Raw genomic sequence first — 17899 nt, forward strand, 5'->3', positions numbered from 1 at the left:
TGCTTTCTTTTTTCGTCATTAGTAGTAGGCTTATATTCACTTCGCCCACCTACTGAATGAAGGGAGAGTCTAATATGGATGCAAGTACACAATGGTTTTCTGCTGTAATAGAAATGGTCGGTAATGTTGGTTTTCCTATCTTTATCGCCTTTTTTCTACTCCAGCGCATGGAAACCAAACTTGATGACGTTGTTAAAGCTCTGCACGAACTAAGTCAAGTCATTAAGTCAGCGGAATAAAAAAGAACCCGCCGTGAAAAACGGTGGGTTCTTTTTTATTCCGTTTCGCGATTTTTTTTGGTATAATTAATACAAATATTCATCCGCTTAATTTATCATTAGAGGAGCGTTCAATATGGTACTTTTGTATATGAAACAAGAATACGTTTCAAAACAAGAAAAAATCCTCGTAAAAAATGAACAAGGCATAGACGTGTATCTGATTTCAGGTAAGTGGGGCAGAGTCGGCGACAGTATATCTTTATATGCTATGGACGGAACTTTGCTTGTAGAATTCAAACAAACCGTACTCTCCTTATTTCCTAAATTTGATATTTATGTGCAAAATAAAAAAATAGGCTCGATAGCGAAACATCGTACTTTAAAGATGGTTTATTTTAAAGTTACTCCATTAAATTGGGTTGTAACTGGAGACTTTTATAATCATCATTATTTTGTACGCTGCGAGGATCAACTTATTATGGAATTGGATAAAGCTTATACATCCTTTGGAGACTATTATAGGTTATCTGTCCCAGAAGCCCAGCATGCCCCCATTTGTTTGTGTATTGCTTTGATTGTTGATAATCTCACTCTAACACGTTTGCCTAAACCATCTCCAAGAAAAGTTAGTCGAGCTCTCCAATCTTTTTAACTTACGAAAAAAGCATTGATCTGATTTAATTTTTACAGATCAATGCTTTTTTCAATTCACATTCCATTGCATATGATCGTACAAATGATTACCTAAAGTACATTCCCAAGACTTTTTAAAGCCTATTTTAAGGTAAAGTTGTTGTGCCTTTTTATTTTGTTGATCGCAATTCAATCCAATAACCTGTTCATTTTCTGCCATTGCAATAGTAGGCAATGCCTCTATCAATTCTGTTGCCACCCCTTGCCCTCTAAAGTTCTCATCCGTCACTAGAGAATCTAAGTACCACTCTCCCTTAATTGTTTCAGCATCTTTAAATAGTGGTTCCACTATCCCGTATTCTTTTAATTTTTCATTTAATGGTTCATCAATTACAGCTTCCAACTCGCCTTTGTAACCAAAACATACTCCCGCTCTTTTTCCATCGCGGACACAGATAAATGCACGACTGTAACTATAACGATAATTTTTATTTTCCATAGCTTTTTTCATCATATTTTTTAAGCTAATAGAATCTATTTCTTTTAGCAATGGCAGCTCCATGTCTTCTAAAATAATCCATACCCATTCTACTAATTGATCTATATCTGAAAGTTCAGCTTTTCGAATCATTTTCCTACCTACTTTCTTTAGAGTAATTCCCATTTCTATCATAGCGAATTAGAGATACCCATTCAACTATTTAATCTATGCAAAAGAACACATGCATGTCAGAACATATCACACAAGAATATTACATTATTGTTGCAATCGAGTTAAACATAAATTAGAATAATAACTTAGACAAGGAGGTTTATTTATGAATTTACGAAAACGATCACTTTTTACACTTATGACAGCTTTACTACTGACAGTCATTTTCACTATACTATTGCCTGGTACAGCTTCTGCCCAAGAAACAAACAAAACTTATATTATTGGAACGGATGTTACCTTTGCTCCCTTTGAATACAAAGATGTGGATGGGGAATACAAAGGAATTGATGTGGATTTGTTAGATGCTATTGCCAAAGATCAAGGATTTAATTATGAATTACGACCTTTGGGATTTAGTGCTGCACTGCAAGCTTTAGAATCAAATCAAATAGACGGTATGATTGCTGGAATGAGCATTACACCTGAACGTCAAGAATCTTTTGATTTTTCTGATCCATACTTTGAGAGCGGCGTTGTTATGGCCGTTTCTGAATCAAATGATGAAATAACTTCTTATGAGGATCTAGAAGGGAAAACAGTAGCTGTTAAAGTTGGGACAACTGGTGCTGCTTTTGCTGAGTCTATTCAAGATGAATTCGGTTTTGAATTAAATACTTTTGAAGATTCTGCAAATATGTATGAAGATGTCTTAACAGGAAATTCAGATGCTGCTTTTGAAGATTACCCTGTAATGGCTTATGCTATTCAATCTGGACTAGGTCTAAAACTAACAATGGATCCTGAACCTGGAGACAATTATGGCTTTGCCGTAAATAAGGGACAAAATGCTGAGTTATTGGAAATGTTCAATAATGGTCTAATTAATATTCGTGCTAATGGAACTTATGATGAAATAATGGATACTTACCTAGGTGATACATCTACCAAAAATGATTCTGCAAACCTTGGATTCTTTGGTTTGATTCAACAAAATGGCGGCGAATTACTAAAAGGATTAGGTAGAACATTATTATTAACCATTATCTCTTTTGCAATTGCTACCATTTTTGGTGTTATCTTAGGATTATTTAACGCTTCGCCTAACAAAGTATTGAACTGGATAGCAACAATTTACGTAGATATCCTACGTGGTATACCTTTAATCGTATTAGCGTTTTTCATCTACTTCTCTATTCCTCAATTTTTGAGTATTCAAATACCTGCTTATATTGCTGGTGTAATCACGTTGAGCCTAAATACAACTGCCTATATTGCTGAATTGGTTCGTGGTGGTATCCAAGCAGTAGATACAGGTCAACTTGAAGCTTCAAGAAGTTTAGGACTTACTTACAATACGTCTATGCGCAAAGTTGTATTGCCACAAGCTGTTAAAATAATGATACCATCTTTTATTAATCAATTTGTCATTACCCTTAAAGATACCTCAATTCTATCCGTTATCGGTATCGTTGAATTGACTCAAACCGGAAAAATCATTATTGCCCGTACCTACTCTTCTGGAGATATGTGGTTGATTGTTGGACTGATGTATATTATCATCATCACGATCCTAACGAAGTTTTCAAACTATATTGAAAGGAGAACATCAAATGACTAAAGTAAAAGTAGAACATCTAAAGAAAAATTTTGGAAGCTTAGAAGTTTTAAAGGACTTGAATGTTGAAGTTCAAGAAGGAGAAGTTGTTTGTATCATCGGACCTTCTGGATCTGGTAAAAGTACGTTTCTCCGCTGTCTGAATGCTTTGGAAGAAATTACGGGTGGTAAAGTGATTATTGATGACTTTGATCTCACTGATCCAAAACAAGACATCAATAAAGTACGGGAAAATATTGGAATGGTTTTTCAACAGTTTAATTTATTCCCTCATCTAACCGTTATAGAAAATATTACATTAGCACCTAAAGAACTCAAAAAGGATTCTACTGACGCTATTAAAAAACGTGCACTAGAATTATTGGAAACAGTTGGTCTTTCTGAAAAAGCGAATGATTACCCTAAATCATTATCTGGTGGACAGAAGCAACGTGTTGCTATTGCACGTGCTTTAGCAATGAATCCAGATATTATGTTGTTCGATGAACCTACAAGTGCTCTTGATCCAGAAATGGTTGGCGATGTGTTAGAAGTCATGCAAAAGCTGGCTGAACAAGGCATGACTATGTTAGTCGTAACACATGAAATGGGCTTCGCTAAAGAAGTTGCCGATCGCGTGATTTTCATGGATGGCGGATACATTGTTGAAGAAGGCAAACCTGAACAACTCTTTAACCATCCTCAACATGAACGAACAAAGAACTTTTTAGAAAAAGTTTTAGTTTAAAAAAAAGATCTGCCCTACGAGTAAATTCTCGTGTGGCAGATCTTTTTTATTTTAAGCTTTAATTGTTTCATCTAATTTATTTTCTTCATTCTTTTGACTCTTTTTTTGTGAGATATGCATCGTTACAATCAATAAACCATTGAAAAGAAGAATAATCCCAATCATCACAAAGTTAGCATGCCAATAAATGTCATTTCCTAGACCGTTGCTGATTGCTTGCCTAAATCCATAAACGGAGTATGTCATTGGCAATAATAAGTGAATAGACTGGAAGAACCCATTCGTCAATGGAATAGGGAACGTTCCACCAGAGCCACCTAATTGCAAGACGAGTAATACCATTGCTAAAAAGCGCCCAACATTATCTAGTGCTACTACTAAAGTTAATACAATAGACATAAATGCTAAGGAAGTTAGTACAGCTAATAAGAAGAATTTCCCTATAAATAAAACATCTAATCCGATCATTAGTAAGATGCCACATTCCAATACAGCCATCAAGGTTGCTATAAGTATAGCTACAGAAACTTTGCTTAGCCACCACTCAAAACCGGATCTACCTTCAAGTGCCCTCTTACGTACAGGATAGATTGTAGTAAAGACAACTGCTCCAATATACAGTGCCATTGACATAATATAAGGCGCTAATGCAGCACCATAATTTGGTACTTCACTATATTTTTTTTGTTTTAATTCAATTGGATTTGCAAACATATCCATTGTTTTATCCGTTGCATCTACTTCATTAACTTTTGTGGAACCTTCCAATAAACTAGTTGATAATTGACTAGTTCCATCTTTTAGCGAGTTGATTCCGTTGCCTAATGTTTGAGACCCACTGCTCAGTGCTTGTGAACCATCTCTAAGCTGTGTCGAGCCATCTGCTAAGCTTGTTGCACCATTAGTTAAACTAGCCGAATTTTCGTTCAAAAGAGACGTTCCCTGGGCTAATTGATTTGCCCCACTGCTCAACTGATCGATTCCCGCAATAAGGTTTGGTAATTGAGAGGATAATTGTCCTATACCGCTGTTTAATTGTTCAGATCCCGTATTTAATGCTGTTGAATTTGCATTTAGTTCATCTGCTCCAGTTTGTAAGGAGTTCACTCCATTTGTATAGTTTGTTACTCCGTCTACTAGACCATTTTCTCCTGACAAACCACTCTGAATGGCTGCTAAACCTTGATTCAATTCAGTCATCCCTTGAATGATTCCTTTATCTGAGTTGGTCCCTTGTCGTTCCAAGGCTGATTGAATACCAGTTAAACCTGTAATCAGCTCATTCATTGCTTGATTGGTTGGTGGCAATAGCTTGTTTGAACTTTGAGCCAATGTATCTACTTGCGTTTTTAGTTCAGTTAATTGGTCCGTAAGCCCACTAACGGCAGCTAATTCTGTCTGCAAATCGGTTAACGAAGTACCCGTTTCATTTGTAGCTATTGCTGTATTAGTTATATCTTCACTTGTAATACCTAGTTGATTTTTAACAGTAGTTAGTTCTGTATTTTTTTGTTCAGTTGCTGTCTCTACTGCATCCAGCAATTCAGCTTGTTGTTCAGTAGTTAGACTATCAAAAGCAGTTGTATCACGTAATGCTGAAATTGTAGCTTCATTGTCTGCTTTAATCGTTCCTTCCAGTACATCAACTTCAGCCTTTACTTTAGTTAAATCTTCTCCCGTTTTCCCGATATCTTGAGCAACTTCATTTAAGCTTACACCAGATTGTTGTAAGTTCGTTTGAATGCCGCTAAAGTCAGTACTCTCCGCTTGCACATCAAGAACAGCATCTAACTTTTGAATCCCTTCGTTCATTGAGGACAAGTTTTCCATTAAAAATTTCAGCTGCTCAGCATTTTCATTTGATAAACTTTTATCTAATTCTGAAGAAAGTTGGTTTAAACCAGTTAACAATTGGTCGCTACCCGATTTAACTTGATCAACACCATTACTGACTTCAACTGTTCCTGCTTGTAAGGCTGAAGAATTTGCGTTCAAGACTTTTGTTCCATCAGCAAGTTTTGAAACGCCACCAGTATAAGTTTTCAGTCCATTTGTGAGTTCTGTTGAACCATTCTCTAAAAGAGCCCCCCCATTTTCTAGTGGTTTTACTTTTGAAGATAGTTGATTGATTCCATTATTCAGTTGGTCTGCTCCATTGTTTACTTGAGCCACTCCAGCTGTGTATTCTTTTAGTCCAACTTCCAGCGTTTGGGTTCCTTCTTCAAATGTTAACGTACTTGAAGATAGCTTTTCTAGATTTTTTGTTAATTCTTGGCTTCCATCGGCTACTTTCCCAGTTCCCTCATCAATTTCTCCAGCTCCCTCAGCAGCTTCTGAAAAACCTGTTCCAATTGTACCTAATTGTTCAAAAATTGCTTCGGTATAAGCTTTTGTTACATTAGCAGATACCTCTGCCTTAACATCTTTTGCAGCAGATTTACTAATGACTTCTCCAATATAATTTAATGACCCGTTTGTTTCATAGTCGATTGTCATTTTTTCTGGATTCGTCTCCATCAATGTAGCCGCATCTGTTGAAAAATCTGTTGGTAATGTCATTACCATATAATACTCACGATTTTCTAAGCCCATTTGCGCTTCTTCTTGAGACACAAAGTGCCAATCCAATGCATCATTCTTCTTGAGTTTATCAACAACATCAGATCCGATATCAAGCTGTTTTCCTTGATAATCAACAGCGTGATCTAAATTCACTACAGCCACAGATAATTTATCTGTATTGCCATAAGGATCCCAGTTAGATTTCAAAAAGAATCCAGCATACATAATAGGTATAAATAACATAACCATACAAGAAATCAGCAACATTTTATTAGAGACTAATTTCTTCCATTCCATTTTTAACATGTCCATTTTACTTGTACATCCCTTTCAATGTAACGACTTTTTTATTTTTTATTCCAGTCAATAGCAGGCATTTCATTTTTTCCTATTGATGACCAAATAAGCTGATCTAACGTCTGACGCTTCAGAAAATTTGTGTATTGCTTATCTGCCTCTTCAAAAGTCGTTACTAAGGTTTTTTCTCCATTACTAGCTGGTTCGCCTACATCTGAGAAAACCTGGTTAATCATTCCTGAGTTTGGATAAGTGACAATCTTACCTTCTAATGCTTCAACAATTTCCAGTAAGTTTATCTTTTCAGGTTTTTTGGCTAATATAAAACCGCCATTGCTTCCAGGAATTGATGTTGCTAATCCGCTAACAACTAACTTTCGAATAATTTTTCTGATATAAGAATGAGATGTTCCTTTTAAACGACTATTTAATACATGCGAAGTAATTGGAATATAATTATCTTGAGTAGAAAGCATGGCTAATATGCAGATTGCTTGCTCCAAACCTTTTGTTAACTTCATTCTTTCCCTTCTTTCTATTCTCTACAGTTCAATTGTGGACTTTAAATGTCCACGACGAATAATATAACTCTTTCTTTATAAAATTACAACTATTTTCTTCTTAAATTTTGATTATATTAAAATAAAAAAGTGAATTTTACTAGACAAGTTTAACAGTTCAAGCTATCCTAAATGTAAAGGAGTCGATCTGACATGTTTTTGGACATAACTGAACTCGCTCAACAAAAAATTAAACAGACTTGCTCTCATCACAAGGGACAACTGGTATTTTATTATGAATCTAGAATCGGCTGTACGTGTGGAAATAATGGTATTTTCTTATTAAAAATCACTCAGCAAAACGATTCTGAGTTAGATGCAACTTTAGCCTCTTCTTTAGGTAACTTGCCTATTCAAGGATGGAGCCTTCCTTTTTTAGATGACCAAATGAAACTGGATTACAATTCCTCTAAACATGCCTTAATTTTTCGCAGTGACAGTGGTTTGATCAATGACAATGTCTTGATCATTAACGATGCCAATGAACCGATTTCTTAAGATTTAAATCATGTGAGTGGACATTTTTTTCATTCACGTCTACAATTCACTTACTATATAAAAGTAAATTAGCTTATCGGAGGGTTTATATGTTTTTAACACTAACGGATACTGCAATAGAACGTTTGAAGAAGATTCAAGAACAACATTCGGGGCAAATAGCTTTATACTATAACCGCATCACTGGTGGATATGCTTGTGGAATTGTGGGCACTTTCTCACTAAAATTGCTTACTAGTCCTAGTGAAGAGTTGAATGACACCATCGATTCAACGATTGGAAAAATAGCCGTTCAAAAAGAACGTTTAAATGACTTATCAGAAAATGTTGTTTTGGATTACAAAAAATCAAAGAATAGTTTAATTTTAAGAAGTGACGCTGGGTTAATAAACGATGACGTCACGGTTCTTGATAACGATAATAATAAACTATTTTAATCGTTCATTATATTAGGTAAATAAAAAAGCTGAGACTAAGGTTTGATTCCTTAGTCTCAGCTTTTTTATTTTTATTCTAGACCTTCTTTGATTCTCACAGCAGTTTTTAGCGGAATACCAAGGCCATTAATTTCTTCCACACTGGCTTCTTTTACATTTTTAACCGATTTAAAATGTTTTAGTATTTTTGTACGTGTTTTTGGTCCAACACCTTCGATACGATCCAATTTAGAGGATAAACTATTCTTCCCGCGTAATTGACGATGGAATGTAATTGCAAAGCGGTGAACCTCATCTTGAATTCGTTGAACAAGGTAAAATGCTTGACTTGTTGGTTTAAGCGTCACTTTTTGAAGGTCCTCACCAAAAATAAGCGAAGAGGTTCTATGTTTATCATCCTTCACCATACCTGCTACTGGAATGGATAACCCAAGTTCATTTTCCAAGATATTAATCGCTCCATTAACTTGAATTTTTCCACCATCCATTAAAATCAAATCAGGTAAAGGTCTGCCTTCTTTTAAAAGCCGTGTGTAACGTCTACGAATAACTTCTTCAGTTGTTGCCAATTCATTACTACCAGAAACACTTTTTATTTTGTATTTTCGATAATTACTTTTATCTGGCTTTCCATCTAGAAAAGAAACCATGGCTGAAACTGGGTTTGTTCCTTGAATGTTAGAGTGATCAAAAGCTTCAATACGGCTGACTAAAGGTAAACTTAATGCTTCTGACAGCTCTTTAATCGCCCCGATTGTTTTGCGATCATCCATCTCAATCAATTGAAATTTTTCATTTAACGATATTTCACTATTTTTTGTCGCTAGATCCAACATATCCTTTTTACGTCCTTGGATGGGAACTTTGACTGGAATTTCCAATACTTCCGATAACGTTTTTGTATCTACACCGTTTGGAACCAATACTTCTCTAGGAAGTAGATGATTGTCTTCTTGATAAAATTGAACAATATAAGAGGCTAATTCTTCTTGAGGTGTATCGTAGCAAGGAAAAATAGTCGCTTCTCGTTTAATTAACGTAGCTTGTCGAATAAAGAATACTTGAATGGAAATCCAGCCTTTATTCATGTAATAGCTGAAAACATCTCTAGTCGTAAAATCATTAGTAATAATATTTTGTCTTTCTACAGTTGTTTCAATGTATTGAATTTGATTGCGATATTCAGCTGCTCGTTCAAAAGCCAGTTCTTCAGCTGCTTTCATCATTTTACTTTTCAATATTTTTTTTATTTCTTTTACATCACCGTTCAAGAACCGTCTAATTTTGTCGATTTGAGCATCATACTCTTCTTTGGGAATCTCATGATCACAAGGGCCAATACATTGCCCAAGATGGTAGTACAAACAAGCTCTCTTTTGATACCCGTTGCATTTTCTCAACGGATAAACTTTTTGGATAAACTGTTGAGTCTCACTCGCTGCATATACATTTGGATAAGGACCGAAATAATGCCCTCCATCTCTTTTTACTTCAGACGTAATAATAAGTTGTGGGTCTTTTTCATTTGTAATTTTTAAATAAGGATAACTTGTTCCTTGCTTTAATTTAATATTGTATTTTGGTAAGTGTTTTTTTATTAAGGTAATTTCAAGCAATAAACACTCTTTATCAGTTGAGGTGATAATGGTTTCAAAATCAACAATTTCTTCAACTAACAATTGGGTTTTGCCTTCATGTGTTCCTCTAAAATAAGATCGAACCCTCTTTTTCAAACTTTTGGCTTTGCCAATATAAATGATTTCATTTTCTTTATTCTTCATTAAATAGCATCCTGGTAAATCAGGAAGCAACAGCAGTTTATTATTAATATGTGTACTAACCATTTCTATGATTCCCCTTATATTATTCATTACTTTTTTAGCGTACTTCTGTAATCCTTATTCACTAGTTTACCATTAAACACTAAAACAACGACAGAATTAATACTCTGTCGTTGTTTTTGTCTTATTATTTTTTAGTAGAACTAAATAAAAACCAGTTATTAAATGCACTGTAATCTGAGTAACCTACTAAAATATCTTGATATACATATTTTTTTCCAAGTTTATGTTCACCTGATTTATATTTCTCTTCAACATCTTGTGCCATTGCTTGATACAACTTTTCTATTTGATCCCCGTCAAGTTGTCCATATTTGTTTTCCCATGATTCTAAAAAAGCTTCTTCATCACTATCTAAATAAAAATCAATCTCTACTTGTTCCGCCATTTGAATCACCTTTTCTAAGAAACTCTTAATTTAAAATATTGATTGTAATTGTTTTTCTACCGAAATTATTGGCTTGTTGAACACTTGGGAAATGAATATCGATTTTACTTCCTTTTATTGCTCCACCAGTATCGCCGGCGATAAATATCCCATATCCTGGTATTTCAACCATAGAACCTAAAGGTATGACTCTTGGGTCTACTGCTATAACCATAGGATTGCTTTCTAGATTGATTCCTGTTGCAGTATGAGTACTTAAGTTAGCTTGTTTTGTTGAATAGCCCGTTGCAGAAACAACAATCGATTTTCCTTTTGAAGACGTTTCTGTACTTTCAGCAGGTTTAGTTGTTGCTGCTTTTTTAGTTTCAACAGTAGGTTCTGTTTTTTTGATTTCTGTTTGATTGTTTGATGGTTCAGTCGCAGTTGTTTTTACTACCGCTGATTCTTTTTCGGTTTTTGTTGCAAGTGTTGCCTCAGCTTCAGCAGCTGCTTTATCTGCTGCCGCTTGTTCTTCTTTTGCCTTAGTCTCTTCTGCTGCTTTTTCCTCTGCTGCGGCAATTCTTGATTCTTCTAATTCACGTTGTTCATCTAACTCATTTAAAATCACTTGATTTTCATCCATTGTTTCTTGAAGACTTGCGACTTGTGTATCTAGTTCTACTTTTTGTTCCTTAGCTTCTACTGTTTGATTTTCCAATAAAGCTAAATCATTTTCTAATTCTTTTTTTAAGTCTGCTAATTCTTGTTTTTCATCTTCAGCTACTTCCAATTGATCATTTCCTGCTGATTGTAGAGTAACTAAAACATAAGCACGATTAAATAAGTCTGTAACACTTTCAGATTCAAATAATGACACTACTACGTTTTGATTTACTTCTGTTGTTTGCATCGATAAGATTCGTTCTTTTGCTTGATCCAATCGTTCTTTAACAACCTCTTCTTGTTCTGAAACTGTTGCACTTGTTGCTTGAACGGTCTCTTTTAAAACTTCAATTTGAGTAGTTAATTCTTCTAGCTCACTATTTTTTTCATTTACCTTAGTTAATGCTTTATTAATTTGACTATCAATTTCTGCCATCTCTTTTTCTTTTGTATTCTGTTGCGATTCAATTTCATCTAATGTCGCTGCAAAACCAACGGTCGGAATGACATTAACCAATAATAAAGCCAACATAAGGCTAGAAACTAGTTTTTTTATTCTCACAAATTGACAACACCCTTCTCTTCTACTTTTAAGCTCTTCAATGATTATAACCAATAAAACGACCTGTTATATTTCTTTACGATTACTTTTTGTTACAAAACCTTTTTTTAGTGTGCTAAAATTGTAATAATCGTATTAGGAGGATGAAAAATGTCTAAAAAAATCTATTTTGCTAGTCCACTCTTCTCTGAGATGGAAAAAAGTTACAATGAAAAGCTTGTCCTTAGTATTAGAGAAACTTATTCAGAAATAGATGTTTATGTTCCTCAAGAACAAGGTGAAATAAATGATAAAAATACTTATGCTGATTCGATCGCTATAGCTAAATATGATACTGAGGCACTGCTAGCTAGCCAATTAATGGTAGCTGTCTTAGACGGTTCCACAATCGATGTCGGAGTTGCTACAGAAATTGGTGTTGCTTATCAAGCCGGAATTCCAATTATTGGTCTCTATACCGATGCTCGTCAACAAGGTGCTAAAAATCCTCAAAAATTAGCCGCTTTACAAGAAGTTGCAGAATCTCAATTCTCTTATGTCAATCTTTACACAGTTGGACTTATAAAAATGAATGGAGCTATTTATAGCACTTCAGAAGATTTTATTACGGCAATCAATGATTATTTGTAATTTTTCGTAATAAAAGAGCAATGGAAACCAGACGGTTTCCATTGCTCTTTTATGTGCTTTTATTTAACTGTCTTCTATATTTAGAGAACTCGAGTTGTTGGTTCAGTAAACCAACTGATGAATAACCCAATTACAAAACCAATTGCAGCTGGAAGAATCCATCCCATTCCAATACTGAATAATGGAAGATATTCATTGCAAAATGCTAAGAATTCTTGCACTCCATTAACGCTTTGAACACTTTTTGGTAATGCTTTAAATAAATCTGCCACACTCACCACTAAAGTAAATAAAGTCGTTGTCACATAGACTACTTGTCTATCCTTAAATAATGGAGACAACAGAGCTAATAAAATCAGCGTTATTGCTAATGGATATAAGAACATTAAGACCGGTAACGAGTAAGCAATAATATTTGTTAAACCTACATTAGCGACTAGCGTTGTTAAAACACTAAATACAACAACGTAAGCTTTGTAGCTGATCGAACGAGGAAACATTTCTTTAAACGTTTCCGCACAAGCTGTAATTAAACCAATCGCTGTTTTTAAACAGGCCACTGTTACAATCGCAGCTAGCAGCACACTACCTAATGAACCGAAATAAAATTGAGAGATTTGTGTTAAGGCAATTCCACCATTTTCTGAAACTGGGAATTGTCCTACACTCATTGTTCCTAAATAAGCTAAACTAGCATAAATGATTCCCATTAAAATAATGCTGATCAGCCCAGATTTGACCGTGTCTTTTGCTATCTCACTTGGTTTAGTTACCCCAAGATTTTTAATCGTTTGAACAACGACTATCCCAAAGGCAAGAGAAGCTAATGCATCCATTGTATTATACCCTTCAAGAAACCCACTAACAAAAGGTTGATTGACATAGTTACCAGTGATAGGTGCTTCTGCTATCCCACCCATTGGACGAATAAATGCCGTTAATATTAAAATACCTAAAAAAACCAAGAAGATCGGATTTAATATTTTACCAACATATATCAAAATTTTTGTTGGTTTTAAAGAGAGAAATAATGCGACACCATAAAATAAAATAGAAAAAATTGCTAACCCTAAAGTTTGATAGTTTGCACTGATATACGGTGTTATCCCAATTTCATAAGAGACCGTACTTAACCTTGGTAGTGCAAAAAATGGTCCAATTGTTAAATATAAAGCTACTGTCATAAAATAGCCATAATAAGGATGAATGCGACTAGCTAAATCAAATAACCCATTACTTTTGGAAAGCCCGATGGCAATTACACCTAAAAATGGCAAGCCTATACCTGTGACTAGAAACCCTAGTGTAGCCCAACTTACATTTGAACCTGCCACTTGTCCCATGTGAACGGGAAATATTAAATTACCAGCTCCAAAAAACAAACCGAACAACATGGATCCTATATAAAGATAGGAAGACAATGTTAATCCTTTTTTCATAAATAACCGTCCTTTCTAACGTATCTGTGTTACACGTAACTTAAATAATAGCTTTTTTGGCGCTCTCCTTCAAGTAAAATCCTTAATACGATTGAATCTCACTAAAAAATGATCCTTGATTGTCGTGAAGAAAGGCCTGACAACCGAGGATCATCTTTTATTCTTAGTCTATATAAAGAGAGGTTCTCTTTTCTAAGTAGTTTTGAAAAATAGTAAACACACTACAAATAGCCCAATAAATTAAAGCAACTAAAATATACATGGTCATATAATCAAATTCTCGTCCTCCAACGATTTTGGCCTGCTGGAAAATTTCTGGAACAGTTATCATAGCTGCTAAGGACGTTCCTTTAATGAGGTCAAGAAAAACATTACTCATTGGTGGAATAGCGATCCTCATTGCTTGAGGTATGATTACTTTCCGCATAATAAAAGACCATTTTAACCCAAGAGCATAAGCAGCCTCCCATTGCCCATGATCAACAGAATGCAAAGAAGAACGAATGATTTCCGCACTATATGCTGCAGAACTCAGACTAAAACCAATGATAGCAGCATTTACAGCTTTAAATTGGATCCCAATAAAAGGAAAGCCAAAATATAAAATAAATAAAAAGACTAGAGTTGGCGTTCCTCTCATAAACGAAATATACGTACGCGCAATCATACTTACTATTTTACTAGTTGACATCCGCATAATAGCCAATAAAAATCCAAGTATCGTACCAAAAATCATACTAACCATTGAAATACCTAAAGTGTACCCTAAACCTTTTAAAATATAACCAAAGCTGTCAATTGCCAAAGCAGGATCAAAAATATAGTGCCATTGGATTTCAGACATATTCTGTCACCTACTTTCTATTCGCCTTCCTTTAATTCGATCTCAGGAAAATCATAGTCAATTTGTTCCGATACATCCTCGCCGTCATAGAATTGTTTAGACAATTCTGTCAAAGTTCCATCAGTTTTCATTTCTTCTAATGCCGTGTTGATTTTTTCGGTTAAGATGTCATTTCCTTTTTTGATTGCATAATTGGTTTCACTAGGATCGTAAAAAATGTTATGAACTTTTACTGGGATTTCCGGTAAAGCTGCTACAGCCATTTTTTGTGAATAATAGTCGTTTAATATGACATCCGTACGACCATTAGCTACGTCTTGAAGATATTGATCATTTGTAGCATTATCATAAATGACTTCTTCAGCCCCGTAATGTCTCGCAACTTTCATGTAGCTCGTTGTAGCTGCACCAGCTGCTTTTTTATCTTTTAAATCTTCTAACGTTTCAATACCGGAGTTATCTGATTCACGTACAACCATGGCTCCAAAAGAGTATTTATATGGAATCGTATAATTATATTTGTCAGCATTTTCTCCATCTCGGTCTATTCCCATAGCAGCAATATCGATTACACCGCTATTAACAGAAGTCAACATACCGTCTACACCCATTTCAGTAAATTCTACATCTAAATCTAATCGATTCGCAACTTCATTGATAACTTCTACTTCATATCCTGTTAATTCATCCGTTTCCGATTGATGGAAAGAACTTGGGTAAAGCGTTCCAGAGGTGGCTACGTTTAATGTCCCTCTTTCTTCAATTTCGCTCCACATCGTCTCTGGTTTAGTTGTCGAAGAATCAGCAGTCGGCTCTTTTGATCCACAAGCTGCTAAAGTCATTGTTATAAAAGTTATTAATCCAAAACTCACCATTTTTTTCAACACATTATTATCCCCTTTTGTTCTTTTTTTTAATTGCCTCAATTAGAATAACAGCGCTTAACTGTGTAGTCAATTTCACCTTTAAAAAGCCACTTATCTCTCTAATATTTTTTTTGGATTTAAATAAAAACATTGTTATACCGGAATTATACAAAGTTAATTAAAATGCAATTTTGTTTTTATAGATAATAAAACAGTTCAAAAAACTGTTATACTATTTTAACGATCAATAATTCTTAACAATAAGAAAACACCTCCTAATTGTAGCGAGGTGTTCCCCTATTTATTTTAATAGAATTTAGTATTGTTGATCGTAGTCAATCAAGTTTACAGGCAATTTTTCTTCAGCTAAGTAAGCTTTTAGATTTTCTTCAAAGATAGCAAATAGACGTTTTTTGAAATGTTCTGCGATTCCAGTAATATGAGGAGTAATCAAAACATCTTCTCTACCCCACAGCGTGCTCTCTTCTGGTAAGGGTTCTGTTTCAAAAACATCTAATCCAGCGAAAGCTAACTGACCATTATCAAGAGCTGCTATTAAATCATCTGTTTTAACCGTTGGTCCTCTTCCAACATTGACGAAAAGAGTTCCTTCTTTCATTTGGGAGAAGATATCTTTATTAAAAAAGTAATGCGTTTGATCCGTATGCGGTAAGATATTTATGACGATGTCCGCTTGTTTCACTTGGTCAACTAACTCCGGCTGCTTAATTAATTGATCCATATATTCAACATCTCTTCCACTGCGATTTACACCGATTGTTTTCATGTTAAATGCTTTTGCCAATCGTCCAACTTCCACGCCGATTTTCCCGGTCCCTACGACCATAATCGTTTTCCCATGCAATTCCATCAATTTATCTACTTGGTCCCATGTTTTGGTTTGTTGATCTTTAACTGCCTTTTGAATTCCTCTAGCATAAGCCAACAGTATACCAAAAACCGATTCTGCAATCGGAACACTATGTATCCCACTTCCATTAGTAAGTAAGATATTTTTTTGTTTTAGTTTTTCTAAATCAAGAAAATCGACACCAGCTGCTTTTCCTTGGGCCCACTTCAACTGACTTTTATTATTTTCTAGTAACTCTTGTGAATATTGTCCTGTCCATCCATATATGATTTCAACAGATTCTAAAGAGACATCCTTCCCATCTGTTCCCCATCCTTTGATCAACTCATATTCTGGCGCTAGTTCTTTTAGCGTTTGAAGTTGTTCTTTTGTTGTTTCTTGTATCAATAAAATACTTTTTTTAGTCATTTCAATATCACCTTTTCATTTTTTCTTTTATTATCTCATTACAAAAGAAGATAGCAAAGAATTTCCCTTATCTATTTTCATTTTCTGTTAAATTAAGCGTCTAAAATGGTACAATAGAATGAAAGATAGAGGTTTAGAACGGGGTGCTTGGATGGATAAAGAACATTTATTGACGACAAAAATAATTATTGAGGGTGACTTCCATGATTTTCAACTGTACAGTGGGAAGTTTTATTTGTGGACCAATCAAAAGAACCTGAACATCTACAATTGGAACAAATGGATGCAACAATTGACTTTAATTGATCGACCCATCTACTTAGAACCACAACCGACTGAACAATTACGCGTTACATTAGATGAATTAGCCCCATTTTTAGAAAGAACCCTTTCTTTTTCTGAATCAATTTACGATAGTGCTTTATTTAATCATACCTTATATTATTCAGATTACACTGGTTTTTATCGTTATTCTTTAGTAAGAAAAGACGCTGAAAAAATACGTATTTGGGAACAGCCAGTTTATTCTATCTCCTTATCGCCTACAGGAAGAATGGCTTTAGCTGCTGGAGAAGCTGGTCTTTTTGAATACTTACTCTCTTCTTACTATTATTATGAGCAACTTGAACGTCAGGTTGCCACACGTGTGTATCAATTAAATTCGCACTTCGCTTCTCAAGCGATATGGGATCATCATGATCTTATTCAATATGGTCGAAGTCAATCTGAGATAACGTACAAAACTCAATTTAATGAACTAAAAGGTCAATTGCACGTTATTAGTAGTTTGCCTATAACTACTCAGTTAAGCGACTCTTTAACTAGTAGTGTGCAAGAATATTTACTACCCTTATCTTTAAATCCGCCTTCCATGCAAGATGGACTTTTATTTTCATATGAAATGGATCAGCAAAAAGTAAAAAAAGATCGTTTGTATCGTTCTAAGTCCGTTCGCTTGATAGAGAAACTTCCAGCTATCCTTGAAAACTCATCAAACACACCTGATTTCTTACTTGTTGTTCCGGCTTCACCTATTTTTAAAGTTATCTTACAAAATGATGTTTTATTAGAACTCCCTAGACAAGAGATCCAGAAATTTAGAATTTATAACCGAACACGGCATTACCGCAACCAACTGCATGTTTTACTAAATGGATCATTGATTTTATATCTGTTCACAGAAATTAATCGTTAAAAAGAGCC

General features: G+C 34.7%; 18 protein-coding genes. 8 read left to right on the forward strand and 10 right to left on the reverse strand.

The genetic code is table 11. The features are described from left to right. Positions 1 to 74: 74 nt before the first annotated feature. Both CAR_RS09320 and CAR_RS09325 read left to right on the forward strand, forming a co-directional pair. Positions 75 to 239 (forward strand): YvrJ family protein, encoded by a 165-nt coding sequence (locus CAR_RS09320; protein WP_238526686.1) that lies wholly within the window; start codon positions 75 to 77, stop codon positions 237 to 239. 115 nt (positions 240 to 354) lie between these two features. After that, the gene (locus tag CAR_RS09325; RefSeq protein ID WP_013711474.1) at positions 355 to 873 is read left to right on the forward strand and encodes an LURP-one-related/scramblase family protein; all 519 of its coding nucleotides are present in this window, start codon (positions 355 to 357) and stop codon (positions 871 to 873) included. Positions 874 to 924: 51 nt separating this feature from the next. Here CAR_RS09325 and CAR_RS09330 read toward each other — a convergent pair whose 3' ends face one another. Then, entirely contained in the window at positions 925 to 1485 is a 561-nt protein-coding gene (locus tag CAR_RS09330; protein ID WP_041556529.1) for a GNAT family N-acetyltransferase, read from the reverse strand. Between the two features lie 187 nt (positions 1486 to 1672). Here CAR_RS09330 and CAR_RS09335 point away from each other — a divergent pair, with 187 nt between their 5' ends. Both CAR_RS09335 and CAR_RS09340 read left to right on the forward strand, forming a co-directional pair. After that, positions 1673 to 3127 carry an amino acid ABC transporter substrate-binding protein/permease gene (locus CAR_RS09335; RefSeq protein ID WP_041556531.1) on the forward strand — a complete coding sequence of 485 codons (1455 nt, stop codon included), beginning with the start codon at positions 1673 to 1675 and terminating at the stop codon, positions 3125 to 3127. After that, positions 3120 to 3851 (forward strand): amino acid ABC transporter ATP-binding protein, encoded by a 732-nt coding sequence (locus CAR_RS09340; RefSeq protein ID WP_013711477.1) that lies wholly within the window; start codon positions 3120 to 3122, stop codon positions 3849 to 3851. Before CAR_RS09335 ends, CAR_RS09340 begins: the two co-directional genes overlap by 8 nt. A gap of 51 nt (positions 3852 to 3902) precedes the next feature. On the opposite strand, the gene CAR_RS09345 is transcribed toward CAR_RS09340, so the two are convergent. Both CAR_RS09345 and CAR_RS09350 read right to left on the reverse strand, forming a co-directional pair. Further along, entirely contained in the window at positions 3903 to 6725 is a 2823-nt protein-coding gene (locus tag CAR_RS09345; protein ID WP_013711478.1) for a YhgE/Pip domain-containing protein, read from the reverse strand. Between the two features lie 35 nt (positions 6726 to 6760). After that, positions 6761 to 7231: an Rrf2 family transcriptional regulator gene (locus tag CAR_RS09350; protein ID WP_013711479.1), complete on the reverse strand. Its 471-nt coding sequence runs from the start codon at positions 7229 to 7231 to the stop codon at positions 6761 to 6763. Between the two features lie 192 nt (positions 7232 to 7423). Between CAR_RS09350 and CAR_RS09355 the strand changes: the two genes are divergently transcribed. Both CAR_RS09355 and CAR_RS09360 read left to right on the forward strand, forming a co-directional pair. After that, positions 7424 to 7768: an iron-sulfur cluster biosynthesis family protein gene (locus CAR_RS09355; RefSeq protein WP_013711480.1), complete on the forward strand. Its 345-nt coding sequence runs from the start codon at positions 7424 to 7426 to the stop codon at positions 7766 to 7768. Between the two features lie 89 nt (positions 7769 to 7857). Next, a complete protein-coding gene (locus CAR_RS09360; protein WP_013711481.1) occupies positions 7858 to 8205 on the forward strand; it encodes an iron-sulfur cluster biosynthesis family protein in 348 nt (115 codons plus the stop codon). Between the two features lie 71 nt (positions 8206 to 8276). On the opposite strand, the gene uvrC is transcribed toward CAR_RS09360, so the two are convergent. From uvrC to CAR_RS09375, 3 genes are all read right to left on the reverse strand, one after another. Beyond that, entirely contained in the window at positions 8277 to 10049 is a 1773-nt protein-coding gene (gene uvrC, locus CAR_RS09365; RefSeq protein ID WP_041556533.1) for an excinuclease ABC subunit UvrC, read from the reverse strand. A 124-nt stretch (positions 10050 to 10173) separates the two neighbouring features. Next, complete coding sequence (locus CAR_RS09370; protein WP_041556535.1) at positions 10174 to 10434, reverse strand: hypothetical protein; 261 nt, start codon at positions 10432 to 10434, stop codon at positions 10174 to 10176. Positions 10435 to 10459: 25 nt separating this feature from the next. Then, the gene (locus CAR_RS09375) at positions 10460 to 11638 is read right to left on the reverse strand and encodes a 3D domain-containing protein (RefSeq protein WP_013711484.1); all 1179 of its coding nucleotides are present in this window, start codon (positions 11636 to 11638) and stop codon (positions 10460 to 10462) included. Positions 11639 to 11788: 150 nt separating this feature from the next. On the opposite strand from CAR_RS09375, the gene CAR_RS09380 reads away from it, so the two are divergent. Continuing rightward, a complete protein-coding gene (locus tag CAR_RS09380) occupies positions 11789 to 12268 on the forward strand; it encodes a nucleoside 2-deoxyribosyltransferase (RefSeq protein ID WP_013711485.1) in 480 nt (159 codons plus the stop codon). A gap of 80 nt (positions 12269 to 12348) precedes the next feature. Here CAR_RS09380 and brnQ read toward each other — a convergent pair whose 3' ends face one another. The 4 genes from brnQ to CAR_RS09400 form a co-directional block, all read right to left on the reverse strand. Next, positions 12349 to 13707, reverse strand: a complete 1359-nt coding sequence (gene brnQ / locus CAR_RS09385) for a branched-chain amino acid transport system II carrier protein (protein ID WP_013711486.1) — start codon at positions 13705 to 13707, stop codon at positions 12349 to 12351. 163 nt (positions 13708 to 13870) lie between these two features. Continuing rightward, positions 13871 to 14551, reverse strand: coding sequence for an amino acid ABC transporter permease (locus CAR_RS09390; RefSeq protein ID WP_013711487.1), 681 nt, complete (start codon positions 14549 to 14551; stop codon positions 13871 to 13873). Positions 14552 to 14568: 17 nt separating this feature from the next. Continuing rightward, a complete protein-coding gene (locus tag CAR_RS09395) occupies positions 14569 to 15438 on the reverse strand; it encodes a transporter substrate-binding domain-containing protein (RefSeq protein ID WP_238526687.1) in 870 nt (289 codons plus the stop codon). Between the two features lie 295 nt (positions 15439 to 15733). After that, a complete protein-coding gene (locus tag CAR_RS09400; protein WP_013711489.1) occupies positions 15734 to 16696 on the reverse strand; it encodes a phosphoglycerate dehydrogenase in 963 nt (320 codons plus the stop codon). Between the two features lie 151 nt (positions 16697 to 16847). Here CAR_RS09400 and CAR_RS09405 point away from each other — a divergent pair, with 151 nt between their 5' ends. Then, positions 16848 to 17891, forward strand: a complete 1044-nt coding sequence (locus CAR_RS09405) for a hypothetical protein (protein ID WP_148229414.1) — start codon at positions 16848 to 16850, stop codon at positions 17889 to 17891. Positions 17892 to 17899 lie beyond the last annotated feature (8 nt).

Origin of the sequence: Carnobacterium sp. 17-4 (genome assembly GCF_000195575.1) — a bacterium.
Classification (GTDB): Bacteria; Bacillota; Bacilli; order Lactobacillales; family Carnobacteriaceae; genus Carnobacterium_B.